A 22,327-nucleotide genomic window follows, 5' to 3' on the forward strand; every position below is an offset into this window, starting at 1 on the left:
GCCGGTGACCTATAGCCTCGACTTCGGCTGGCTTGCCGGGGCAACAGGGGCGATCGCGCGCGGCGCGGCCACGACGATCCTGTTGATCGCTGTGACCACGCTGGCGGGAACGTTGCTCAGCATCCTCGGCGCGGCAGGGCGGCGAAATGGCCCGCTGCTGCTCAAGCGGGCGATCGGCGTCTATGTCGAGGTGATCCGCAACACGCCGTTCCTAGTGCAGCTGTTCTTCATCTTCTTCGGGCTGCCCAGCATCGGCGTCAGGCTCAATCCGGTGCTGGCAGCCATGCTGGCGATGACGCTCAACATGGCCGCCTATACGATCGAGATCGTTGGCGCCGGGCTCGACGCGGTGCCGCCGGGGCAGACGGAAGCGGCTCTCGCCCTTGGGTTCAGGCCGCGCCAGGTCTTCATCAAGATCGTTCTGCCGCAGGCGCTCAAGGTGATCTATCCGGCGCTGACCAGCCAGATCGTCATCATGATGCTGGAATCCGCGGTGGTGTCGCAGATCGCGGTGCGCGAGCTGACCTACGAAGCCGACATGCTGCAGGCGCGCACGTTCCGGGCTTTCGAGACCTATTTCGTGGTGACGATGGTCTATCTCATCCTGTCGATCGGGCTGCGCCGGCTGCTGGTCGGCGGCGGGCGCCGGGTTCTCGGAGCCGGTGTGTCATGATCGAATTCACCTTCTGGGACATCTTGCGCAACCTGCTGCTGGCGGCGCGCTGGACGGTGCTGTTGTCGTTGGCTGCGTTTATGGGCGGCGTCGTGGTCGGCATGATCGTGCTGTTCTTCCGCATCGCCAAGAATAAATGGACGCGGTGGCTTGCCTCCGGCTACATCGCGCTTTTCCAGGGCACGCCGCTGCTGATGCAGCTATTCCTGATGTTCTTCGGCTTGCCGATGCTGGGCTTGCGCATCGAGCCGTGGACCGCGGCGGTGGTTGGCCTGACCTTCTTCGCCAGCGCCTATCTCGCCGAGATCTGGCGCGGCGGTGTCGACGCACTGCCGCGCGGCCAGTGGGACGCCGGCGCCAGCCTCGGCCTGCACTATTTGCAGGAGCTTAGGCTGATCATCTTGCCGCAGGCGTTTTCGATCACCCGCGCGCCGACCGTCGGCTTCCTGGTGCAGCTGATCAAGTCGACCGCGCTGACCTCGATCATCGGTTTCGAAGAGCTGGTGAGGACATCCAACGCGATCAACAATGCGACGTTCGAACCGTTCAAAGTCTATGGCCTGGTGGCGATGATCTTCTTCGTCATGTGCTTCCCGCTGACGCAATACGCACGTTCGCTCGAGCAGCGGGCGGCGGCCCGCTGAGCGGGCGAGCAGCAATTCAACGCCCGAATACCAGAGGCGGCGCTATACGGTCGCGCAGCAGCCAGCGCACCAGCAGGAGCGCCGCCACCACCGCCAGTCCCGACGACAGGCCGATCCAGATGCCGACGCCGTTGAAGCCGAAATGGAAGGCCAGCAGCACGCCAAGCGGGAGGCCGATACCCCAATAGCCGATCGCGGCATAGATCATCGGCACCTTGGTGTCGTGTAGGCCGCGTAGCATGCCGCTGGCGACCGCCTGCGCGCCGTCGAAAACCTGGAACAGCGCGGCAAAGGCGAGGAACGAGACGGCAAGCGCGACCACGTCGGCATTAGCCGGATTGCCCAGATCGATGAAGGCGCCGATCAGGAGATGCGGCCACAGGATCATCACCAGCCCCATCAGCGCCATGAAGGAGACACCGACGACATAGGCGGTCCAGCCAGCCCGGCTGACACCTTCCGGATTACGGGCGCCGTGGGCAAGTCCGACGCGCACCGTCACCGCCTGGTTGAGGCCAAGCGGCACCATAAAGGTGATCGAGGCGATCTGGATGGCAATCGCATGGGCGGCAAGCGAAGCCGCATCGATCAGGCCCATGAGAAAGGCCGCCGCGTTGAAGATCGTCACCTCGAACGCCAGCAGGCCGGCGATCGGCAGGCCGAGCCGCAGCAGGCCCTTGAAGCGCGGCCAGTCAGCCCGCCAGAAGCGTCCGAACAGACGATAGCGCCGAAATTTCTTCTCAAGCATCACCACCGCCGCCATGCCGGCGAACATAAGCGTGCTGGACAGCGTGGTGGCGAGACCGGAGCCGGCGATACCCATCGATTGGATGCCGAGATTGCCGAACATGAACAGCCAGTTGAAGAAGGCATTGCAGGCGACGGCAACGAAAACGATGATCAGTGCCCAGCCCGGCCGCTCCAGCGCCGAAATAAACGAGCGCAGGACGATGTAGCCGAAAAAGGGCAGCACCGCCCATTCAAGCCAGCGCAGATAGATGCCGGCCTGGTGCGCCAGTGCCGGCTCCTGACCCATGGCCAGCAACACGCCCTCGCCGTGCCAGAGAAGGACCCAGATCGGAAGGCAGATGAGGATCGCCAGCCACAGTCCCTGGCGCACGGTGCGGCGCAGGTCGCGCACCGAGTGGCGGCGACGGCCGAGCTCGGTCGCCATCATCGGCGAGGTCGCCAGCATCAGACCGAGCCCGAAGATCAGCGGCATGAAATAGAGGTTGGCACCAAGCGCACCGCTGGCCAGCGTGTCCGGCCCCAGCCGCCCCATCATCATGACGTCGGTAGCCGTCATCGCGGTCTGGCCGAGATTGGTCAGTACCATCGGCCAGGCGAGCGCCAGCATCGCCCTGATTTCCCGACGCCAAAGGTTTTCCGGCGCGCAAGCGTCGGCTTCGATCGCAGACATTCCAGTTTTCCGCCTATCCGATTGCGGCACGTCGGCAAGAGCCGGAAGCCGCGTCTCAGCGCGGAAACCGCCACGATCGGCCGGATTCCGCATTACGACGGGTTTGTCTACGAAATGGGCACCGGTGGCAAGAGGCTGACTTGCGGAAGGGTTAAGCCAGTAGGTTCAATGCGGGCTGTTGGAGAGGCTGTGGAAGCCGCTATGGTCACGGCAGATCCATTTGAAAGGCACGCTGATGAGCGCGTTTCCCGAAATCTATCTGGTTCGGCATGGCGAGACGGAATGGAGTGCGTCCGGAAAACATACCGGCCGGACCGACATACCGCTGACGCCGGCCGGCGAAGACGCTGCGAGGCGGGTCGCTGAGCGGCTCGAGGGCCTGTCCTTCTCGGCGGTGTGGTCGAGCCCCTCGCAGCGTGCCTTCAACACCTGTGCGCTGGCCGGCTTCGGCGCGTCAGGCGTGAAAAAGGATGATCTGGCGGAGTGGGATTACGGTGCCTATGAGGGGTTGACCACCAAGCAAATCCTCGCCGAGCGTCCCGGCTGGCGGCTCTTTGGCGACGGCTGCCCGCGCGGCGAGTCGGCCGCGGATGTCGGCTCGAGGGCGGACCGGATCGTCAGCCAATTGCGCGAGGCGGACGGCAATGTCCTGCTGTTTTCAAGCTCGCATTTCCTGCGGGTGCTAGTAGCGCGCTGGCTCGGCCTTCCGCCGCAAGCCGGTGCGCTGTTCGTGCTGGATACCGCCAGCGTGAGTGTGCTTGGTTATGAGCACCATCTTGACGAGCCGGTTATCCGGCGCTGGAACCAGAGATAGCGACCGATCCCGATTTATCGGATCGCGTCCAGCGCCTGCCTTTGCCGATGCATCTCGAGAAACACGCGATAGTCGCGGTCGAACCGACCGGCGGCAGCCGGATTGGGCACGCGCGTCTTACCACCCTGCTGCATGGCAACGCAGGCAGCGTTCAAATCAGGGAAAAGCCTGGCGGCGGTGGCGGCAATCATGCCGGTGCCGAGCAGCACCGCTTCGTCCGCCAGCGGCTCGACCACCGTGCAGCCGGTAGCGTCGGCATAGAGCTCCATCAACAGAGGGTTCTTGGTGTGGCCGCCGGTGACGTGCAGCGTGTCGATCAGGTAGCCGTTTTCGTTCAGCGCTTCCAGCACATGGCGGACGCCAAGCCCGATGCTGACGGCGGTGCGCCAGTACAGCTTGCACAGGCTGTCGAAGGAGGAATCCAGCGTCAGCCCGCTGATGACGCCGACGGCATGCGGGTCGGCAAGCGGCGAGCGGTTGCCGTGGAAATCGGGCAGCACATGCAGCCTTGCGGCGAGGTTGTCGCCTTCGGTGGCGCGCAGCTCGGCAACGCGGCGGGCGATCCTGGCATGCATGGCGGCGTCCGGCTCGCCGCCGGCGCCATGCCAGCGGATGATGTGGTCCAGCAGCGCGCCGGTGGCCGACTGGCCGCCTTCCGACAGCCACAGGCCGGGAAGGGCGGCGCCATAATACGGTCCCCAGACACCGGCGAAAGGCTGCGGATCGGGCGACATCGCCATGACGCAACTCGACGTACCGGCAATCAGGGCCAGATGGCGGCCGATGTTCGTCGCGTCGCCAGCGAAGCCGCCGAGCACGCCAAGCGCGCCGGCATAGGCATCGATGACGCCGGCGCCGACCCGGCATTTTTCGGTGAGGCCAAGCTCCGCCGCGGCTTGCGCGCCGAGCGGGCCAATATCGGCACCGACCGGGCTTGCCTTTTCCGGCAGATTGCCGTGCTCGAAAAGATCGCCGAGCCCGACGGCTTCGAAGAAGTCGCGCCGCCAGCCGGTCGCTTCATGGGCGAGATAGGTCCATTTGGCGGTCAGCGTGCATTGTGAACGGGCGAGCGAGCCGCTTGCCTTCCAGGTGAGGAAGTCGGTGAGGTCGAATAGATAGCCGGCTTCGTTCCATGTTCCAGGCAGGTTGCGCTTCAGCCACATCAGCTTCGGCGTCTCCATTTCCGGCGACATGACGCCGCCGATATAATCGAGCACGGCATGGCTGCTTTCGGTGCATTCGTCGGCCTCGGCAATGGCGCGATGGTCGAGCCAGACGATGGTGTCCCAACGCCTTTCACCAGTGACGGACACGCTGAGCTGGGCGCCATGCCGGTCCCGCACAACCAGCGAGCAGGTGGCATCAAAGGAGATGCCGACGATATCCTCGGCCCTCACGCCCGCCTTTTCGCGGGCAGCGCGGACGGCCATGCACACCGCCGACCAGATATCCTGCGAATCGTGCTCGGCGTGATCGGCTTTCGGCTGTTTCATGGCGATCGGGTGCTCGGCGCGGCCGAGCGAGGCGCCAGCGGTGTCGAGAATGCCGGCACGGGCGCTTCCGGTGCCGACATCGACCGCGCAAACGAAACTGTTGGTCAAGGTGTTCTTGCTCTCGCTCCCAGGCCTGCAATCAGATCGTGCAATTGCAGCATGTCAGCGAATATAAAGTCCGGCTCACTCGACGCAAGCCGTGCTTTCAGTGCCGGGTTGCCGGTGTGCGAGCCGCCGGTGAAGGCAAGGACGCGCATGCCGGCCGCCCGCGCCGCTTCGATGCCGGCCGGGCTATCCTCGACGACGAGGCAGTTTTGCGCGGCCGCCCCCATTTTATCGGCTGCATGGAGAAAGAGATCGGGCGCCGGTTTGCCCCGCGCCACCATGGCGGCGCTGAACAGATGCGGCTCCAGCAACCCAAGCAACCCCGTAACCTGGAGCGCATAGCGGATCCGCTCCAGCGTGCCGGAGGAGGCGACGCAGCACGGCACCCCGAGCTTCGGCAGGACCTGTGCGATGCCTGGCACCGGTTTCAGCTCCCGGCGGAACTTGCGCATCAGTTCGGAGCGCATCTCGATCAGATGCTGGTCGGTGAGATCGAGCCCGAAGTCGCTTGCGAGGATTTCGCGGACGCTCTTCATGCTCTTGCCGAGGAAGTGTTCGTAGGCAATGTCCTCGCTGACATTGCCGCCGGCAAGCGCGATCATCTCCAGCAATGCCGCCATCGACAGCATCTCGCTATCCACCAGCACGCCGTCACAGTCGAAAATGACCAGTTCAGGCGCCATCGCGCTGGATCGGCTTCAGAGGTCGCCGGCGAGATAGCGCGTCAGTGTCGCGCGCGCGCCGTCCGCCCACAGCGATTTGAGCGCATGGGCGAACGCTTCGGCGAACGCCGGCGAGCGGCCGACATCGCCATAGATGTCTTCCATGGCAAGCCAGGCGGCAGGCATCTCCCTGGCCGCCTTGGCGGTCGCCTGCAGCCGGCCCCAGTTCGGGTCGTTGGGCTCGGTGACGGCACCGGAATCCGTCGTGCCGAAGCAGTAGCGACACCAGAGTGCCGATTCCAGCGCCAGGCCGGTGACGCTCTTGCCGGCCTTCAGCCGGTCGGCGATGGTCGGAATGATGAATTTCGGCTGGCGGTTGGAGCCGTCGAGGCAAAGCCGGCGTATGGTGTCGCCGATCTTCGGATTGGAGAATCGGTGCTCGATAAGCTGGTAATAGTCCTCCAGCACGGTGTCCGGCACCGGCGGCACCATCGGGATGATCTCGTCATGCTCGAGCTTGTCGAGGAAGCCGCGGACCAGCGGCTCCTGCATCGCCTCATGGACGAAATGGATGTCCATCAGCCCGGCCGGATAGGCGATGGTCGCATGGCCGCCATTGAGGATGCGGATCTTCATCAGCTCATAAGGCGCGACGTCGCTGACGAACTGCACGCCGACCTGTTCCAGCGGCGGGCGGCCGTCGGTGAAACGGTCCTCCAGCACCCATTGCTTGAACGGCTCGCAAAACACCGGCCAATTGTCGTCGATGTCGAATTCGCTGGAGAGAATGCCGCGCTCGCGGTCGGTGGTTGCCGGCGTGATGCGGTCGACCATGCCGTTGGGAAAGGCGACGTTTTCGCTCACCCAGTTCGCCAGATCCTCGTCGATCAGCCGCGCCAGGCCGATAACGCCATCCGAGGTGACGTGGCCGTTATGGGGGATGTTGTCGCAGGACATGATTGTGAAGGGCACGATGCCGTCGGCGCGGCGGCGCAGCAGCCCGGCGAGGATGAGCCCAAAAACAGTCTTCGGCGTCGCCCCCGGCGCAGCGTCGGCGACGATATCAGGATGCGTCGGATTGAACACGCCGGAAGCCGGATCGATGAAATAGCCGCCCTCGGTGATGGTCAGGGAAACGATCTTGATCGCCGGATCGGCAAGCTGCTCGACAATTGCGGTCGCGTCGCCCGGCATCAGGAAGTCGATCATGACACCGGTGACGCGCGCGCTCATATGGCCGCTGTCCTGCTCGACCACGGTGGTCAGCCAGTCCTGCTCCTGCAGCTTGCCGCGGCCGACCTTCTCGCCCTCGAAGACGCCGGCGCCAACAATGGCCCAGTCGTGGCCGATGCCCGAATTGAACAGGTCGTCGAGATAGACGGCCTGGTGCGAGCGATGGAAATTGCCGACGCCGAAATGCACGATGCCGGCCTTGAGCGCGGCGCGATCGTATTTCGGGCCGGCGACCTTGGGCGGCAGCTTGGCGAGGTTGGAAGAAGAGAGTTTCACGGACATCTGCTTTTACCCTTTAGCGGGACGGCTCTTCCCCCCGTGGAGGAGACGGGGAGAAGAGCGCCTTCGCCCCCTCAACTCATCCACTGGCCGCCATCGACATTATAGGTCTGGGCAACGATGTATTCGGCCTCGTCGCTGGCCAGGAACACCGCCATACCGGTGAGGTCTTGCGCCGTGCCCATGCGGCCATAAGGCACGGCTTCGCCGACAAGCCTCTTCTTCTCGCCCCTCGGCCGGTTCTCGAACTTGGCGAACAAGGCATCGACATGGTCCCAGTGCTCGCCGTCGACGACACCCGGTGCGATGGCATTGACGTTGATGCCGTGCTTGATCAGGTCGAGCCCTGCCGACTGGGTGAGCGAGATGACCGCCGCCTTGGTAGCGCAGTAGACGGCAACCAGCGCCTCGCCGCGGCGCCCGGCCTGGCTCGCCATGTTGATGATCTTGCCGCCCTTGCCGCGGGCAATCATCGCACGGGCGGCGGCCTGCAACGTAAACAGCGTGCCTGCAACGTTGACCGAGAACAATTTGTCATAGCTTGCCTTAGTGATTTCGACGATCGGCGCCAGGTCGAACAAGGCAGCGTTGTTGATCAGGATATCGAGGCCGCCAGCCCTGGTTTCGACCGCCTTGACGGCCGCATCGATAGACGCGAGATCGGTGACGTCCAGCTTCACCGCATAGGCATTGCCGCCGATTTCCGAAGCCGTCTTTTCGGCGGCCTCGAGATTGATGTCGCCGATCGCGACCGTCGCCCCTTCGCTCACATAGGTTTCGGCAAATGCCCTGCCGATGCCGCGCGCCGATCCGGTGATCAGCGCCGATTTACCCCGGAGCCTCATTGCAGCATCGCTTTCCCATCGGCGCCGAAGCGATGTAGCTTGGCCTTGTCCGGCGTCAGATAGATCGTGTCGCCGTGATGGACAGGCAATTCGCCGTCGGCACGCACCGTCAGCGGCCCGACACCATCCGCCTGGACGTGCAAGAACGTGTCGGAGCCGAGATGCTCGGCAACGCCGACCGTCGCCTTCCAGTCGCCCAACGTCTTCGAAATGTTCATATGTTCCGGACGGATACCGACTGTCCTGGCGCCATAGTTGGCGGCCGGCGCGCCTTCGATCAGGTTCATCTTCGGCGAACCGATAAAACCGGCGACAAACAGATTCTTCGGCGTCTTGTAGAGCTCCATCGGCGAGCCTACCTGCTCGATGTTGCCGGCATTGAGCACGACGATCTTGTCGGCCATGGTCATCGCTTCGATCTGGTCGTGGGTGACGTAGACCATGGTTGTCTTGAGCTGGTGGTGCAGCTCGCTGATCTCCAGCCGCATGGTGCCGCGCAGCGCTGCGTCGAGATTGGACAACGGCTCGTCGAAGAGGAAGGCCGATGGCTGGCGCACGATGGCGCGGCCGATGGCGACGCGCTGGCGCTGGCCGCCTGAGAGCTGGCCGGGGCGGCGATCGAGATAGTTAGTGAGATTCAAGATCCGCGCGGCGTCCTTCACCTTCTTGTCGATGGTGGCTTTGTCCTCGCCCGCCATCTTCAGCGGGAAAGCGATGTTCTTGGCCACCGTCATGTGCGGGTAGAGCGCATAGGACTGGAACACCATGGCCAGCTTGCGCTTGGCCGGCGCCTCACCGGTGACGTCGCGGCCATCGATATTGATGGTGCCGCCGCTGGTGTCCTCCAGGCCAGCGATCAGACGCAACAGCGTTGACTTGCCGCAGCCTGACGGGCCGACGAAGACGACGAACTCGCCGTTCTCGATGACCAGGTCGAGGCCGGGAATGATGGACGTCGCCCCGAAGGATTTGGAGACGTTCTTGAGCGTGATGTTTCCCATGGTTTCCTCCCCCGAAGGGCTATTTCGTCGTTTTCTGTCAGGCAGTTTCCGTTACTTCACCGCCCCGAACGTCAGGCCGCGCACCAGCTGCTTCTGGCTGAACCAGCCCATGATCAGGATCGGCGCGATCGCCAGTGTCGAGGCGGCCGAAAGCTTGGCCCAGAACAGCCCCTGCGGACTGGAGAAAGAGCTGATGAAGGCGGTGAGCGGCGCTGCCTCGGTGGTGGTCAGCCGGATCGTCCAGAATGCCTCGTTCCAGGCGAGAATGATGTTGAGCAGCATGGTCGAGGCGATGCCCGGCACTGCCATCGGCGTCAGCACATAAATGATCTCGTTCCAGAGCGATGCGCCGTCCATGCGCGCCGCTTCCAGGATCTCGCCCGGGATCTCGCGGAAATAGGTGTAGAGCATCCAGACCACGATCGGCAGGTTAATCAGCATCAGCATGACCATCAGGCCGATGCGGCTGTCGAGCAGTCCGGTGTCGCGGAAGATCAGATAGATCGGAAACAGCACGGCGACAGCCGGCATCATCTTGGTGGAAAGCATCCACATCAGGATGTCCTTGGTGCGTTTGCCCGGCGAAAACGCCATCGACCAAGCCGCCGGTATGGCGACGAGCAGAGCCAGGACAGTCGAGCCGACCGATAGGAACACCGAATTCAGGAAGAACTTGAAATAGCCGTTCTGCGCCTGGACCTCGGAATAGCTCTCCGTGGTGCCCGACGGGAACAAGTTGAAGCCCTGGATGGCCTCCTGCTCCGACTTGAACGAGGTGATGATTGTATAGAGAATCGGGAAGAAGATCAGCAGCGCGACGATCCAGGCGGCCGCGGTCGCAATCGTCTTGTGCTGGGTGGTGACTGCACGTGCCATCTTATCCTCCCCTATTTGTCCAGGTTCTTGCCGACGGCGCGCATGGCGAAGAAGGCGACGATGTTGGCGAGAATGACTGCGATGATACCGCCGGCGGACGCCTGGCCGATTTTGAACTCCAGCAATGCCTTCTGGTAGACGAGGAAGGGCAGGTTGGTGGAGGCATATCCCGGGCCGCCATTGGTGGTGACGAGGATCTCGGCATAGACCGACAGAAGGAAGATCGTCTGGATCAGGATGACCACGGTTATGGCGCGCGACATATGCGGCAGCGTCAAATAGATGAAGCGGCTGATGAAGCCGGCGCCGTCCATCTCAGCGGCCTCCTTCTGCTCGCCGTCGAGCGACTGAAGCGCGGTCAACAGGATCAGCGTCGCAAACGGCAGCCACTGCCAGGCGACGATGATGATGACCGCCGTGAGTGGATGCTGCCCGAACCAGTCGATCGGCTGCCCGCCGAAGAAGCGCGCAATATCGGCGAAGACACCGTATTGCGGATGCATGATCATGTTCTTCCAGACCAGTGCCGCCACCGGTGGCATGACGAAGAAGGGCGAGATGACGAGAATCCGGACGAAGCCCTGTCCCCACATCGGCTGATCGAGCAGAAGGGCCAGCAGGATGCCGCCGATCACCGTGATCAAAAGCACACTGACGACGATGGTAAGCGTATTGAGGATCGACTGCAGGAATGCCGGGTTGGAATAGAACAGCGCGTAGTTCGAAAACCCGACGAAGCCGTCGCGCATCGGATTGAGCGGATTGTACTGCTGGAAGGAGAACCACAGCGTGAATGCCAGCGGCACAATCATCCAAACAAGCAGCAGCACCACGGATGGCGCCATCATGAAACGGGCAAGCGAACGGGTCTGCTGAGTAGCCATGACGGTCACCCTTCGAGGTCGGCCAATTTTTCAGCGGTGTGAAAGCTGGCCGCCCGAACTGGGATTCGGGCGGCCGTTGCCGGTCGCCATTGGCAACCGGCACCGGGAGGAACCTACTTGATGTAACCGCCCTCGGTCATCGTCGCGGTGGTCGCGTCCTGCGCCTGCTTCAAGGCATCGTCGACGCTCGACTGGCCGGCAAGTGCCGCCGAGAAGAGCTGGCCAACGGTGGTGCCGAGACCCTGGAACTCAGGGATAGCGACGAACTGGACGCCAACATAAGGCACCGGCTTGACGGTCGGGTGCGTCGGATCGGCGGCGTTGATCGAGTCCAGCGTCATCTTGGCGAACGGTGCCGCCTTCTGGTATTCGGGATTGGCATAGAGCGAGGTGCGCGTTCCCGGCGGAACATTGGCCCAGCCTTCCTTCGAGGCGACGAGCTCGGCATAGTGCTTGCTGGTTGCCCAGGATACGAACTTTTGAGCGGCGTCGGCCTTCTGCGTGCCGGCGGGAATGGCAAGCGACCAGGCCCACAGCCAATTGCCGCGCTTGCCGAGGCCATTGTCCGGTGCCAGCGCGTAGCCGACTTTGTCGGCGACGGTGGAGTTCTTCGGGTCGGAGACGAAGGAGGCAGCGACAGTGGCGTCGATCCACATGCCGCATTTGCCCTGCTGGAATAGCGCCAGGTTTTCGTTGAAGCCGTTGGACGACGCGCCCTCGGGGCCGTCGGCCTTCATCAGATCGACATAGAACTGCAGCGTGTTCTTCCATTCGGGCTGGTCGAATTGGGGCTTCCAGTTCTCGTCGAACCAGCGCGCGCCGAACGAATTCGACATGGCGGTCAGGAAGGCCATGTTCTCGCCCCAGCCGGCCTTGCCGCGCAGGCAGACGCCATTCACGCCGTTGGCGCGGTCGGTCATCTTGTCGGCGGCCTGCTTGATGAAGTCCCAGGTCGGTGCGTCGGGCATCTTCAAGCCCGCCTTTTCCATCAGGTCCTTGCGGTACATGACGAAAGAGCTTTCGCCGTAGAAGGGCGCGGCGTAGAGCTTGCCGTCGACCGACAGGCCGCCGGCTATGGCCGGGATGATGTCCTTGACATCGTAATCATCGCCGAGCTTGTCGAGCGGCAAAAGCCAGTTCTGCTTGGCCCAGATCGGCACTTCGTAGGTGCCGATTGTCATCACGTCGTACTGGCCACCCTTGGTGGCAATGTCGGTGGTGACGCGCTCACGCAGGACGTTTTCCTCGAGCGTGACCCACTGCAGCTGGATGTCGGGATTCTTGGCGGTGAAGTCATCGGTCAGCTTCTGCATGCGGACCATGTCGCCATTGTTGACCGTGGCGATCGTAATGGATTCGGCATGCGCGGCGAAAGCAAACGCGCTGACCGAGAACAGGCCTAGGGTGAACGTGCGAAGTTTCATCAAAATTCCTCCCATAAACCAAGATGAGCATTTGCCTTGGTTGTGAGCAATTACTCACTTGCTGTGATTTATGTCAAGACGGATTCGTTGCTGCAGCGCAGCACGCCGGTCTGGTGCAGCGGCAAGCCTGGGACGTTCGCGGCATGCCTGACGAAGGATTCGGCCGGGCTGATTGGGCCTGGAGCTTTGCTGTCGGGCTGGCTGGGATTCAGCCTACTGGCAAGCGATCTCGCTCAGGATCCAATCGCGAAAGGCGCGGATCTTCGGCACGTTGCGCCGCGCTGTCGGATAGACCAGCCAATAGGCATGGCCGTCATCACCAACCAGATCAAAGGGCTGGATCAGGCGGCCGTCGGCAAGTTCGGTCTTGAATAGCGCCTTGGTGACGATCGCCACGCCGTGGCCGGCAATCGCGGCATTGGCCTCATAGGCCTGTGCGCCCATGCTGGTGCCGGGGCGCTTGGCCAACTCTTCGACCGGCAGGCCGGCGGCGGCAAACCAGTCCCGCCACCAGATGTCGCCCGGGTCGAGGATCGGCAGCCGCAGCAGGTCGGCCGGCTCCTTGACGCCGCCGATGCTGGCAGCGAGCTTTGGACTAAGGACCGGCGTGAAATCGGCCCTGAAAAGCATATGGGTCTCGACGCCCGGCCAGTTGCCGCCGCCGGAGCGGATAGCGATATCGACATCCTCCCTGGCAAAGTCGACAACCCTGTTCGAAGTATCGACGCGCACCGCCAGCGAAGGATGCGCGACCTGGAAAGAACCGAGATGCTGCGCCAGCCAATTGGAGGCAAAGGTCAGCAGCGTCGAAACGCAAAGTACGCCGTCGGCGCCGGTGCGCGCGGCGGCATAGGCGCCGCTCAACAGCGCGAACGCTTCGCTTACCGCGGGCGCCAGGCGTTGGCCGGGTTCGGTCAGCACGATCTGTTTTGGCTGGCGCAGGAACAAGGGCGCGCCGATGCGCTCCTCCAGAAGCTTGATCTGATAGCTTGCCGCCGCCTGCGTCATGCCAAGCTCCTGGGCGGCCTTGGTGAAGGAGAGATGCCGCGCCACCGCCTCGAACACCCGGATCGCCTGAAGCGGAGGAAGCTGCGAAACCAGCTGTCGTGAATTGAGCTCCGGCATAAGCCCTCCTTATGGGCAATGATCGACGTTTGATTGGCGGCACCGGCCGGTCCTACCGATATTCCGTGTTGAAGATCAATTACGCCTAGAGATAGCGAAGGCTGACGATCATGACCACAATACAGGAAAAGCTGCTTCTTGCTCCAGCCCACGGCTGGTTTTCACGGCTGGCGCGGGGGTGGGCAAGGCACGCGGCGCGCAAACGCGCCTATCTCGACGTCCGGGAACTGCCGCCGCATCTGCAGCGCGACATGGGCTTCCTCGACGGCAACGATCCTTGCGGCCGGCACCAGTAGTGTCGCTCGTTTTATCGGTGGTTCAGCTGCGTTTCGATTTCACATGATCGTTTCCGACCGCCAGCGGCTCGGAGATCATGAGCCCGCCAACAGGGCGGCGGCGGTCCGCTCATCGGTGATCAGGCCGTTGACCAGCCGTCGGTTGACGGCGGCGAAGATGCCCGGCAGCTTGCGGGCGCCCATGGCAAGCGCGATCACCAGCGACTTTTCGCGCGACGGCAGCGGTGCCGACGAGACCCGATCGTTGGTGATGCCGTCGATCATGCGGCCGTCGCGGTCGAACACCCAGCCGACGATCTCGGCGACGCCGCCGGCCTTCTGCAGCGCCTTCAATTCACCCTCCGAAATGAAGCCGTCCTCGTAAAGCGGCGCCTTCGGGCCGAGATCGCCGATGCCGACAAAGGTGACGTCGGCCTCGGCCGCGAGCGCCAGCGTCGGCTGGATCATCGGCTGGCTGAGCAGCATCTCGCGCTCGTCGGGCGAGGAGGCGATGACCGGCAAAGGCATCGGAAACGAGCGCGCCTTGACCCTGTCGGCCATGGTGAAGATGACATTGTAGAAGGCGGCCGAACCGTCCGGCGAGATGTTGCCGGTCAGCGATACCACCTTGTGCTGCGGGCATTCCATCGGCGGCAGCTGCTCGATCGCGGCCTTCAGCGTGCGGCCGGTGCCGATCGCCATGACGATTGGTGTGGGCGACCGCAGCCGCCGCTCGATCTCGGCCGCCGCCGTCTCGGCGACGCCGATGACGGTGGAGGACGAAGACGGGTCGCTCGGCACCACCTCGACCAGATCAAGCGCAAAGCGCGATTTCAGCCGTGCCGCAAGGTCGAGGCAATTGGCGATCGGATGGTCGACGCGCACCTTGATCAGCCCTTCGGAGACTGCGAGCGACACCAGCCGCTGCGCCGTCTGCCGCGAGATGCCAAGCGTGGCGGCGATCTGGTCCTGGGTGTTGCCGGCAACGTAATAGAGCCAGCCGGCGCGCGCCGCGTCGTCCAGCCTGTTGCCGCCGCTATCCTGCCGCGAATTCAAGGTCCTGCCTCCCAGCTCCGCCGAGCATAAGAGGCGGGCCGCCATAGTTTCGCAGGGAATGAACTTATGTGCAATTGCCTATTGTGAGAGCAATTGCCTAGGGTCTGGAACTCGGCGTTTCGAGCGAAGTGAAGGGATCGACCCAGTCTCGCTGCAACAGCAAGGCTGTCGAGTAGCACCAATCCCGGTTCTAGCGGGGACGCGGCGGTTTATCTCCCACGCTAAACGCTTTAAGGGATTTTTTGAGAATGGAGCCTTGCATGACGCCGAAAGCGGTTTTCTGGGATATGGACGGCACGCTGGTCGACAGCGAGCCGCTGCACGAGGCGGCGCTGATTGCGGCGCTGCACAGCGTCGGCATCGCACCGCCGGCCGACCTGCATGAGCGGGTGCTCGGCATCGCCGCATGGCCGGTCTACGAAATGCTGCGCGACGAGTTCGGCCTCGACCTGCCTTTCGACGACTGGATCGTGCGCAAATACGATCACTATCTGCCGATGGCCGAAACGCTGACGCCACGCAGCGGCGCGATCGAGATTTTCAACGAGCTGCGCGCGCTTGGCGTGCCGCAAGCGGTGGTGTCCAACTCGGACAGGCTGATCGTCGATGCCAATCTGCGCGCCGTCGGCCTCGTCTATCCCGGCATGAAGACGGTCAGCCGCAACGACGTGCGTGAAGGCAAGCCGCATGCCGAACCTTTCCTGCGCGCCGCCTGGTTGGCCGAGGTCGATCCGGCCGAGGCCGTGGCGGTCGACGATAGCGTGACCGGCGCCACGGCGGGGCTGGCGGCGGGAATGAAGACGATCTTCTGGCCAGAAGTGCCCATGGAGGGGCCGCCGGGGGCGATTGTCATCAACAGCGCCGACGAATTGCGAGCCAAGCTCGGGCTTTAAGCCAGGCCCGGCTGGACCGCTCAACTCCGGTAGGCAGGCTCCTGCTCGTCGAGGATAGCCTTCAGTTCGGAGAGGTGGCGTTCGGCCTGGCCGGGATAGTCTTCCTGTTCCCTTGCCGCTTTTTCGGCGATCTCATCCGACAGTACCCGCAGCGGCCGGCCGGTCCACAGCGCCTTGATGTAGGTTTCGGCGGCGCGCTCGAAATAGAACATGCGGTTGAAGGTATCGGCGACGCTGTCGCCGATGACAAGCACGCCATGGTTGCCCATCACCATGACCTTGATCTTCGGGTCGACAAGAAGCTGCGAGCAGCGCTCGCCCTCTTCCTCGAAGGCCAGCCCGCCATAATGAGCGTCGACGACATGGCGGTTGAAGAAGATCGCCGAGTTCTGGTCGATCGGCGGAAGCGTCGAGTCGGCGAGCGAGGCAAGCACGGTGGCGTGGATCGAGTGGACATGCATGACGCAGCGCGCATGACGGACGTTGCGATGGATGGCGCCGTGCAGGCCCCATGCCGTCGGGTCGGGCCCATTCGGGCCTGTCAACGTGTCGGGATCATTGGCGTCGATCAGAAGCAGGTCACTCGCCTTGATGCGCGAGAAATGCACCTGGTTGGGGTTCATCAGGAATTGGGAGCCATCGTCGTTGACCGCCAGCGAAAAATGATTGGCCACCGCCTCATGCATGTTAAGCCGCGCCGTCCAGCGAAAGGCGCAAGCCAGATCGACGCGCTCCTCATAGAAGGGCAGGTTGGTCAGAACTTCCTTCTGCAGGCGCGTAATGCTCATCGTAGACCTCCGTGAAATGGAGCGAGCATGCCGCGCGGCTGGAACACGCGCAACCGGTTTCGTTTGGTGCAGGCGAGCGCCGTTATGCCGCCGTGCTGGTGGCCGTGCCTACCCTGAGCCCGCCATGTTCGACGATGAAATCGATCACTTCCTGCAGCCCCTTGCCGCGCGACAGGTCGGTGAAGCCGAACGGCCGCTTGCCGCGCATGCGGGCAGCGTCGCGTTCCATGATGTCGAGATTGACGTTCACATAAGGCGCAAGGTCGCTCTTGTTGATGACCAGGAAATCGGACCGGGTGATCGCCGGACCGCCCTTGCGCGGGATCTCCTCTCCCTGACAAACCGAGATGACATAGAGCGTCAGATCGGCAAGATCCGGCGAGAAGGTGGCGGCGAGATTGTCGCCGCCCGATTCGATGAAGACGATGTCGAGATCGGGGAATTTTCTGGTCATCTCGGCGATCGCCTGCAGATTGATCGAGGCGTCCTCGCGGATGGCAGTATGCGGACAGCCGCCGGTCTCGACGCCGACGATGCGATCCTCGGGCAGTGCCTGCAGCCGAGCCAGCATCATGGCGTCTTCCTTAGTGTAGATGTCATTGGTGACGACGGCGATCGAGAACTCGTCACGCAGCGCCTTGCAGAGCTTTTCGGTGAGCGTCGTCTTGCCCGAGCCGACCGGACCGCCAATGCCGATGCGAAGAGGACCGTTGGGCGATATCATGCGGGGAACTCCGTGAAGGCAAGAACAGCAAAGCCAAGCCCGATCAGCAGGCACAGCGGCGAATAATAACGCAGATCGAGCCGCGCGAAAGGTTGTTCGGGCGTCAGCCGGCGCCACCAGGGCGTGAAGCCGGCAATGCCACGCGCCAGGAAAACCAGCGCGATTAGCAGTGACGTGGCGGCAAGCCCGGCCTTGGGAAAGGGCGTGACAAAGATGCCCTCGAGCGCCATCGGCCACAGCGTCGCCAGGCCGAGACATGCGGCGACGGCGAAGCTGGCGAAGGGTGCCGGCATTTCGTCGACGCCGTGAAAGCCGATGACGGCGCGGGCGCAGGACGCGCCATCCCTGCCCGGCCAGATGCCGCCAATGCCCCAATAGACATGCAGCGCGGTGATCAGCAGCAGGACCAGCGAGAGGGCGAAAGCGAGGACGATCATGAGCGGAACAGCCGCGAATACTGGGTCTCGTGCTTCATCGCCATGATATCCGAGACGAACGCGCAGCCGCCGAGATCGTCGAGCGTCGAGCCGGCAGCGCGGGCGGCAGTCGCCAGGGCCAGCGGCTCGAAGCCGGCGACCAGCGTCATCGCGGCACTCTGGCCGATAACACCGAGCCTGATCGCGGCCTGGACAAGGTTGGAGAAGAAGGCCTGCAGGAAAGCGGCCAGGGCGTCCTGCAGCGTAATTCCGTGGCCGCCGGCAACGGCGCCGACGGCAACGCAATAGGCACATTCGGCCGGCAGGCGATCCAGCACCTGGCACGGCCAGGCGGAGGCCGCCTTCAGGAAAGCGGCGCCCTGCAGCATCGTCTCGGCATGGCGCTCGCGGGACCCCGCCAAGGCCTCGGCGAGTGCTGCAATCTCGTCGAGGTCGCCGGCTTCGCGCGACCTGCGCCAGCTTTCGGCAAACAGCACCGCATCGTTCCAGCCCGAACCCATCTCGACCAGCGTCTCCAGCCACGCGGCGAGGTCTTTGCTGTCGGCAACCAGCCCGGCATGCACGGCTTGTTCCAGGCCATGGCTATAGGAAAAACCGCCGACCGGAAAAGACGGCGACAGCCACGCCATTAGCCGCAACAAAGCAATGTTGGAAGGCTGGGCAACATTGGAAGGCTGGTCAGTCACGGTCATGGTCGTGCGAATGGCTGTGGGAATGCGATTCGCTATGCCTATGGGAATGCGCTTCGGCGTGGCTGTGCCCATGCGCTTCGGCATGAGCGTGGCCGTGGCCGCCATGCCCGGAATAGGCGCCGCGCACCGGCTTGAACGGCTCGGAAATCTCGCTCACCGTCGCGCCCAATCCCTCCAGCATCGCCTTGATGACATGGTCGCGCAGAACGAGGATGCGGTCAGCCTCAATGCTAGCTGCGAGGTGGCGGTTGCCGATGTGCCAGGCAAGCTCGGCCAGATGGACAGGGTCCCTGGCCCGGATATCGTAGAGCGGCTCCTCGGCCGCGATGATCTCGATGTGGCGGCCATCCTCCAGCACCAGCCGGTCACCCTGGTTCAGGGTTACCGGTTCGGGCAGGTCGACCAGTACCTTGTCGTTACGGACCGTGTCGATGGCGCGACGGCGCAGATGCCGCTCGTCATGGGCAAGCACCGCACTGTCGTATGGTGTGGTGGTTCCGGCCTCGCCTGCGGCCAGCACGGAGACGGCGCGCGGGAATCTGGTGAAGTCGGTGCGGATATCAAGCTTCATGTGAGGCTGCCTTTCGCAAAAAGCCTAGACCATCCTGTCCGCCGCCCCAATGGCGCTCAGACGGTCGTGTCGAAGAGCCGCAGGATGAACGAACAGGTATTTGCCGAACGTCCAATTCTCGACTGGAACAGGCCGAACTCCCAGCACCAGAAATGCACCAGCAAAAGCACCGACGCGACCCAGGCCAGATGCACGGAATAAGCCCGGTATTGGCCGGGATGTTGGACGATGCGGGCCAGCCCCGACAAAAGACGCGTAACGCCGAGACCGACCACCATGCCCATGACGATACGGATATGCGGGATAATGTCGCGGGCGGAGACTAGTTGTTGCTCCATAGGCAGTCAGTAAGGCTGTTCAACGCTGGGAGCGATGGTTCATTCGCGAACAAGCTGGTCTGACGTCCATGGAGCGCCGGGGAAAAAATCCTGATCCAGCACGTCTGCAATCTGATAGGGACAATCGGCAGGAAAGTCCATTTCGTGCAACCCCGTCTCGTCAGCCGCATTTAGCCTCGCCATCTTGAATTCCCGCATAAGCTGTTGTCCCGGATAGCCCTTCAAGCTTGGGCTTTCTTTAAGTAGGTCTTCGATCCGAAGGCGCTGCTCGCGGATTGTCAACAACCATCCCGTTTTGCGTTTGGCGCGCTGAAATTCCCATTTGAGAAGATGCAGCAGCAAAGTGCCTAGTCTCTTCGAAATTTCCCTCTTGTCGCTCCTCCCCAAGCTCTCGATCTCCTCGGCAAGATTCTCGCGGTCGAGATCGGACAGACGACCTTCGCGTAAAAGCGCGCCCTGCTCGGCGCACCACTGAGCATAATCGGCCTCGTAAGGCGTCAATTGCTGTTTTCGAAAAATCTTGTTCATGCAGCGTATAGTGCTCCAAAGGCGCAAGATTTCCAAGTTGGGAGCGACGAATTGAGCCTATCAGGCGATCCACAGAGCCCTTTCTGGCGCTAGGATTGACAAACCGTGCGAGGCTTTGCGCGAGCGGTTGCCAAAACGCATGCGCTTTCCAATCGGGCATATCTGCCCAAACTTCGATGACACTCTCCGGTCAAAACAGAAAATACCGTTGCGCCATTGGCAGCACGGTGGCCGGCTCGCAGGTGAGCAACTCGCCGTCGGCGCGGACCTCATAGGTTTCGGGGTCGACCTCGACATGCGGCGTGGCGTCGTTGAGCACCATCGAGTGCTTGCCGATGCCGCCGCGGGTGTTCTCGACGGCCACCATCTGCTTGTCGACGCCGAGCCTGCCGCGCAGGCCGGAATCGAGCGCGGCCTTCGAAACGAAGGTCACCGACGAATTGCTCATCGCCTTGCCATAGGCGCCGAACATCGGCCGGTAATGCATCGGCTGCGGCGTCGGGATCGAGGCGTTGGGATCGCCCATCGGGGCGGCGGCGATCATGCCGCCGATCAGCACCATGTCCGGCTTGACGCCGAAGAACGCCGGATTCCACAGCACGAGATCGGCCCGTTTTCCAACTGCCACCGAGCCGATGTCCTTCGACAGGCCATGCGCGATGGCCGGATTGATGGTGTATTTGGCGATGTAGCGGCGGACGCGGAAATTGTCGTTGTCGCCGGTCTCCTGCGGCAGCGAACCGCGCTGGCGCTTCATCTTGTCGGCGGTCTGCCAGCAGCGGATCGCCACTTCGCCGACGCGACCCATGGCCTGGCTGTCCGACGAGATGATCGAAAAAGCGCCGATGTCGTGCAGAATGTCTTCGGCGGCGATGGTTTCCTTGCGGATGCGGCTTTCGGCAAAGGCGATGTCTTCGGGGATCGAGGGCGACAGGTGATGACAGACCATCAGCATGTCGAGGTGCTCGGCCAGGGTGTTAACCGTGTAGGGACGGGTCGGGTTGGTAGAGGACGGGATGACGTTGCGCAGGCCGCAGACCTTGATGATATCAGGCGCGTGGCCGCCGCCGGCGCCCTCGGTGTGGAAGGCGTGGATGGTGCGGCCCTTGATCGCCGCGACCGTGTTTTCGACGAAGCCGGACTCGTTCAGCGTGTCGGTGTGGATCATCACCTGCACGTCGTAATCGTCGGCGACCGACAGGCAGCAGTCGATCGCAGCCGGTGTCGTGCCCCAGTCCTCATGCAGCTTCAGCGAGCAGGCGCCGGCGAGCACCATCTCTTCGAGCGCGGCGGGCAGCGACGCGTTGCCCTTGCCCGACAGGCCGATATTCATCGGGAAGGCATCGAAAGACTGGATCATGCGCGCCATATGCCACGGCCCAGGCGTGCAGGTGGTGGCCAGCGTGCCGTGCGCCGGGCCGGTGCCGCCGCCGAGCATGGTGGTGATGCCCGACATCAGCGCTTCCTCGATCTGCTGCGGGCAGATGAAGTGGATATGCGCGTCGAAGCCGCCGGCGGTCAGGATCTTGCCCTCGCCGGCGATGATCTCGGTGCCAGGGCCGATGATGATGGTGACGCCGCCCTGAGTATCCGGATTGCCGGCCTTGCCGATCGCGGCGACACGGCCGTCCCTGAGGCCGATATCGGCCTTGACAATGCCGGCGGCGGCATCGACGACTAGCGCATTGGTGATGACGGTGTCGACCGCGCCTTGCGCGCGCGAAACCTGGCTCTGGCCCATGCCGTCGCGGATGACCTTGCCGCCGCCGAATTTCACCTCTTCGCCGTGAAGGGTGAGATCTTTTTCGACTTCGATGAACAGTTCGGTGTCGGCGAGCCGGACCTTGTCGCCGACGGTCGGGCCGTACATCTGCGCATAGGCGGCGCGGGTGATTTTAGCCATCAGCAATTGCCCCCGAAATACCGCCCGAAAATACCGCTTGTTGAAGGCGGTCCCCACATTGCCGCCATCCTATGGTCACGCAATGACCCGCTGAGCGACACTTTCCGATCCCATTTAGCGTTTGAGGTGGCCGGGCCACCCCAAAACGACCATTTGCCAATCGATGGAAAGGAACATCCATGCGCAAAACGACCCTTCTGGCAGCCGCCGCCACGCTGGTGCTCGCAACAGCCGCCAGCGCCCAGCAACAGCCTGCGCAGCAGCCCAGTCCGGCGCCGGCCGCGCCTGCTCCAGCCGCGCCCGGGGCGCAGCCGCAGGCGCCCACCATCCAGGCGATCAACGTCGTCGATATCAAGGATCTGCCGGCCGACACTCAAGCCAAGGTCAACGAGGTGATCGCCAAGCGCAGCGATGCCGATCTGCAGAAACTGCGCGGCTCGATCGACGCGACACCGCAGGTCAAGTCCGCGCTCGAAGCCAAGGGGCTCACCTCGGCGCAGGTGATCGCCGCCAGCATGAGTACCAATGGCGCGCTGACGCTGATCACCAAGAAAGCGAGCTGACGAGACGAGGCGGCGGGCCGGCGCCCGGTCGGCCCGCCGCATCGCAAAGGGAACCTTCACGGGGGACGTTACGTTTCGGTC

24 protein-coding genes and 1 pseudogene are annotated in these 22,327 nt (G+C 63.2%); 6 read left to right on the forward strand and 19 right to left on the reverse strand.

Annotated elements, in window-relative coordinates; all coding sequences use genetic code 11:
- The first annotated feature begins 4 nt into the window (after positions 1-4).
- Entirely contained in the window at positions 5-673 is a 669-nt protein-coding gene (locus tag AC0L2P_RS04765; protein ID WP_473500089.1) for an amino acid ABC transporter permease, read from the forward strand.
- On the forward strand, positions 670-1,317 hold the full coding sequence (locus AC0L2P_RS04770; RefSeq protein ID WP_473500090.1) for an amino acid ABC transporter permease: 648 nt from the start codon (positions 670-672) through the stop codon (positions 1,315-1,317). The genes AC0L2P_RS04765 and AC0L2P_RS04770 overlap by 4 nt, the downstream gene beginning before the upstream one ends.
- Positions 1,318-1,333: 16 nt before the next feature.
- Here the strand turns inward: AC0L2P_RS04770 and AC0L2P_RS04775 are convergent, their stop codons facing one another.
- Complete coding sequence (locus tag AC0L2P_RS04775) at positions 1,334-2,737, reverse strand: MATE family efflux transporter (protein WP_473500091.1); 1,404 nt, start codon at positions 2,735-2,737, stop codon at positions 1,334-1,336.
- Positions 2,738-2,969: 232 nt separating this feature from the next.
- Here AC0L2P_RS04775 and AC0L2P_RS04780 point away from each other — a divergent pair, with 232 nt between their 5' ends.
- Positions 2,970-3,551 carry a histidine phosphatase family protein gene (locus AC0L2P_RS04780; protein WP_473500317.1) on the forward strand — a complete coding sequence of 194 codons (582 nt, stop codon included), beginning with the start codon at positions 2,970-2,972 and terminating at the stop codon, positions 3,549-3,551.
- A 14-nt stretch (positions 3,552-3,565) separates the two neighbouring features.
- On the opposite strand, the gene AC0L2P_RS04785 is transcribed toward AC0L2P_RS04780, so the two are convergent.
- From AC0L2P_RS04785 to gcvA, 9 genes are all read right to left on the reverse strand, one after another.
- A complete protein-coding gene (locus AC0L2P_RS04785) occupies positions 3,566-5,152 on the reverse strand; it encodes an FGGY-family carbohydrate kinase (RefSeq protein ID WP_473500092.1) in 1,587 nt (528 codons plus the stop codon).
- Positions 5,149-5,832, reverse strand: a complete 684-nt coding sequence (locus AC0L2P_RS04790) for an HAD family hydrolase (RefSeq protein ID WP_473500093.1) — start codon at positions 5,830-5,832, stop codon at positions 5,149-5,151. The genes AC0L2P_RS04785 and AC0L2P_RS04790 overlap by 4 nt, the downstream gene beginning before the upstream one ends.
- 15 nt (positions 5,833-5,847) lie before the next feature.
- Positions 5,848-7,326, reverse strand: a complete 1,479-nt coding sequence (locus AC0L2P_RS04795) for a mannitol dehydrogenase family protein (RefSeq protein WP_473500094.1) — start codon at positions 7,324-7,326, stop codon at positions 5,848-5,850.
- Between the two features lie 71 nt (positions 7,327-7,397).
- Complete coding sequence (locus AC0L2P_RS04800) at positions 7,398-8,168, reverse strand: L-iditol 2-dehydrogenase (RefSeq protein ID WP_473500095.1); 771 nt, start codon at positions 8,166-8,168, stop codon at positions 7,398-7,400.
- The gene (locus AC0L2P_RS04805; protein WP_473500096.1) at positions 8,165-9,169 is read right to left on the reverse strand and encodes an ABC transporter ATP-binding protein; all 1,005 of its coding nucleotides are present in this window, start codon (positions 9,167-9,169) and stop codon (positions 8,165-8,167) included. Before AC0L2P_RS04805 ends, AC0L2P_RS04800 begins: the two co-directional genes overlap by 4 nt.
- 51 nt (positions 9,170-9,220) lie before the next feature.
- Positions 9,221-10,045, reverse strand: a complete 825-nt coding sequence (locus AC0L2P_RS04810; protein ID WP_292662404.1) for a carbohydrate ABC transporter permease — start codon at positions 10,043-10,045, stop codon at positions 9,221-9,223.
- 11 nt (positions 10,046-10,056) lie between these two features.
- Positions 10,057-10,929: a carbohydrate ABC transporter permease gene (locus tag AC0L2P_RS04815; RefSeq protein WP_473500097.1), complete on the reverse strand. Its 873-nt coding sequence runs from the start codon at positions 10,927-10,929 to the stop codon at positions 10,057-10,059.
- 113 nt (positions 10,930-11,042) lie between these two features.
- Positions 11,043-12,353 (reverse strand): ABC transporter substrate-binding protein, encoded by a 1,311-nt coding sequence (locus AC0L2P_RS04820; protein ID WP_473500098.1) that lies wholly within the window; start codon positions 12,351-12,353, stop codon positions 11,043-11,045.
- Positions 12,354-12,566: 213 nt separating this feature from the next.
- Complete coding sequence (gene gcvA, locus AC0L2P_RS04825) at positions 12,567-13,478, reverse strand: transcriptional regulator GcvA (RefSeq protein WP_473500099.1); 912 nt, start codon at positions 13,476-13,478, stop codon at positions 12,567-12,569.
- 110 nt (positions 13,479-13,588) lie between these two features.
- On the opposite strand from gcvA, the gene AC0L2P_RS04830 reads away from it, so the two are divergent.
- Positions 13,589-13,774: a hypothetical protein gene (locus tag AC0L2P_RS04830; RefSeq protein WP_473500100.1), complete on the forward strand. Its 186-nt coding sequence runs from the start codon at positions 13,589-13,591 to the stop codon at positions 13,772-13,774.
- A gap of 75 nt (positions 13,775-13,849) precedes the next feature.
- Here AC0L2P_RS04830 and AC0L2P_RS04835 read toward each other — a convergent pair whose 3' ends face one another.
- Positions 13,850-14,809: a sugar-binding transcriptional regulator gene (locus tag AC0L2P_RS04835; protein WP_473500101.1), complete on the reverse strand. Its 960-nt coding sequence runs from the start codon at positions 14,807-14,809 to the stop codon at positions 13,850-13,852.
- Positions 14,810-15,069: 260 nt separating this feature from the next.
- Here AC0L2P_RS04835 and AC0L2P_RS04840 point away from each other — a divergent pair, with 260 nt between their 5' ends.
- On the forward strand, positions 15,070-15,702 hold the full coding sequence (locus AC0L2P_RS04840; protein ID WP_473500102.1) for an HAD family hydrolase: 633 nt from the start codon (positions 15,070-15,072) through the stop codon (positions 15,700-15,702).
- A 20-nt stretch (positions 15,703-15,722) separates the two neighbouring features.
- Here AC0L2P_RS04840 and AC0L2P_RS04845 read toward each other — a convergent pair whose 3' ends face one another.
- From AC0L2P_RS04845 to ureC, 8 genes and pseudogenes are all read right to left on the reverse strand, one after another.
- The gene (locus AC0L2P_RS04845) at positions 15,723-16,490 is read right to left on the reverse strand and encodes a class II aldolase and adducin N-terminal domain-containing protein (RefSeq protein WP_473500103.1); all 768 of its coding nucleotides are present in this window, start codon (positions 16,488-16,490) and stop codon (positions 15,723-15,725) included.
- Positions 16,491-16,572: 82 nt separating this feature from the next.
- The gene (gene ureG / locus AC0L2P_RS04850; RefSeq protein ID WP_352492195.1) at positions 16,573-17,214 is read right to left on the reverse strand and encodes an urease accessory protein UreG; all 642 of its coding nucleotides are present in this window, start codon (positions 17,212-17,214) and stop codon (positions 16,573-16,575) included.
- Complete coding sequence (locus tag AC0L2P_RS04855; protein ID WP_473500104.1) at positions 17,211-17,651, reverse strand: DUF3995 domain-containing protein; 441 nt, start codon at positions 17,649-17,651, stop codon at positions 17,211-17,213. Before AC0L2P_RS04855 ends, ureG begins: the two co-directional genes overlap by 4 nt.
- Positions 17,648-18,343 (reverse strand): urease accessory protein UreF, encoded by a 696-nt coding sequence (locus AC0L2P_RS04860; RefSeq protein ID WP_473500105.1) that lies wholly within the window; start codon positions 18,341-18,343, stop codon positions 17,648-17,650. Before AC0L2P_RS04860 ends, AC0L2P_RS04855 begins: the two co-directional genes overlap by 4 nt.
- On the reverse strand, positions 18,330-18,914 hold the full coding sequence (gene ureE / locus AC0L2P_RS04865) for an urease accessory protein UreE (RefSeq protein WP_473500106.1): 585 nt from the start codon (positions 18,912-18,914) through the stop codon (positions 18,330-18,332). Before ureE ends, AC0L2P_RS04860 begins: the two co-directional genes overlap by 14 nt.
- An 87-nt stretch (positions 18,915-19,001) precedes the next feature.
- Positions 19,002-19,252: pseudogene (locus tag AC0L2P_RS04870) on the reverse strand (hypothetical protein); the annotation flags it as partial.
- Positions 19,253-19,291: 39 nt separating this feature from the next.
- Positions 19,292-19,780: a DUF29 domain-containing protein gene (locus AC0L2P_RS04875; RefSeq protein WP_473500107.1), complete on the reverse strand. Its 489-nt coding sequence runs from the start codon at positions 19,778-19,780 to the stop codon at positions 19,292-19,294.
- Positions 19,781-19,970: 190 nt separating this feature from the next.
- Positions 19,971-21,683 carry an urease subunit alpha gene (ureC, locus tag AC0L2P_RS04880; protein ID WP_473500108.1) on the reverse strand — a complete coding sequence of 571 codons (1,713 nt, stop codon included), beginning with the start codon at positions 21,681-21,683 and terminating at the stop codon, positions 19,971-19,973.
- Between the two features lie 179 nt (positions 21,684-21,862).
- On the opposite strand from ureC, the gene AC0L2P_RS04885 reads away from it, so the two are divergent.
- Complete coding sequence (locus tag AC0L2P_RS04885) at positions 21,863-22,246, forward strand: hypothetical protein (protein ID WP_023677006.1); 384 nt, start codon at positions 21,863-21,865, stop codon at positions 22,244-22,246.
- Positions 22,247-22,327: the final 81 nt, after the last annotated feature.

It is taken from the genome of Mesorhizobium sp. WSM4836, assembly GCF_055811815.1.

What these genes read in the sequence shown, in the direction of transcription:
- AC0L2P_RS04770 (WP_473500090.1), top strand. Translation starts at nt 670, where the DNA reads ATGATCGAATTCACCTTCTGGGACATCTTGCGCAACCTGCTGCTGGCG.
- AC0L2P_RS04775 (WP_473500091.1), bottom strand. Translation starts at nt 2,737, where the DNA reads ATGTCTGCGATCGAAGCCGACGCTTGCGCGCCGGAAAACCTTTGGCGT.
- AC0L2P_RS04790 (WP_473500093.1), bottom strand. Translation starts at nt 5,832, where the DNA reads ATGGCGCCTGAACTGGTCATTTTCGACTGTGACGGCGTGCTGGTGGAT.
- AC0L2P_RS04795 (WP_473500094.1), bottom strand. Translation starts at nt 7,326, where the DNA reads ATGTCCGTGAAACTCTCTTCTTCCAACCTCGCCAAGCTGCCGCCCAAG.
- AC0L2P_RS04800 (WP_473500095.1), bottom strand. Translation starts at nt 8,168, where the DNA reads ATGAGGCTCCGGGGTAAATCGGCGCTGATCACCGGATCGGCGCGCGGC.
- AC0L2P_RS04805 (WP_473500096.1), bottom strand. Translation starts at nt 9,169, where the DNA reads ATGGGAAACATCACGCTCAAGAACGTCTCCAAATCCTTCGGGGCGACG.
- AC0L2P_RS04810 (WP_292662404.1), bottom strand. Translation starts at nt 10,045, where the DNA reads ATGGCACGTGCAGTCACCACCCAGCACAAGACGATTGCGACCGCGGCC.
- AC0L2P_RS04815 (WP_473500097.1), bottom strand. Translation starts at nt 10,929, where the DNA reads ATGGCTACTCAGCAGACCCGTTCGCTTGCCCGTTTCATGATGGCGCCA.
- AC0L2P_RS04820 (WP_473500098.1), bottom strand. Translation starts at nt 12,353, where the DNA reads ATGAAACTTCGCACGTTCACCCTAGGCCTGTTCTCGGTCAGCGCGTTT.
- gcvA (WP_473500099.1), bottom strand. Translation starts at nt 13,478, where the DNA reads ATGCCGGAGCTCAATTCACGACAGCTGGTTTCGCAGCTTCCTCCGCTT.
- AC0L2P_RS04830 (WP_473500100.1), top strand. Translation starts at nt 13,589, where the DNA reads ATGACCACAATACAGGAAAAGCTGCTTCTTGCTCCAGCCCACGGCTGG.
- AC0L2P_RS04840 (WP_473500102.1), top strand. Translation starts at nt 15,070, where the DNA reads ATGACGCCGAAAGCGGTTTTCTGGGATATGGACGGCACGCTGGTCGAC.
- AC0L2P_RS04845 (WP_473500103.1), bottom strand. Translation starts at nt 16,490, where the DNA reads ATGAGCATTACGCGCCTGCAGAAGGAAGTTCTGACCAACCTGCCCTTC.
- ureG (WP_352492195.1), bottom strand. Translation starts at nt 17,214, where the DNA reads ATGATATCGCCCAACGGTCCTCTTCGCATCGGCATTGGCGGTCCGGTC.
- AC0L2P_RS04855 (WP_473500104.1), bottom strand. Translation starts at nt 17,651, where the DNA reads ATGATCGTCCTCGCTTTCGCCCTCTCGCTGGTCCTGCTGCTGATCACC.
- AC0L2P_RS04860 (WP_473500105.1), bottom strand. Translation starts at nt 18,343, where the DNA reads ATGACCGTGACTGACCAGCCTTCCAATGTTGCCCAGCCTTCCAACATT.
- ureE (WP_473500106.1), bottom strand. Translation starts at nt 18,914, where the DNA reads ATGAAGCTTGATATCCGCACCGACTTCACCAGATTCCCGCGCGCCGTC.
- AC0L2P_RS04875 (WP_473500107.1), bottom strand. Translation starts at nt 19,780, where the DNA reads ATGAACAAGATTTTTCGAAAACAGCAATTGACGCCTTACGAGGCCGAT.
- ureC (WP_473500108.1), bottom strand. Translation starts at nt 21,683, where the DNA reads ATGGCTAAAATCACCCGCGCCGCCTATGCGCAGATGTACGGCCCGACC.
- AC0L2P_RS04885 (WP_023677006.1), top strand. Translation starts at nt 21,863, where the DNA reads ATGCGCAAAACGACCCTTCTGGCAGCCGCCGCCACGCTGGTGCTCGCA.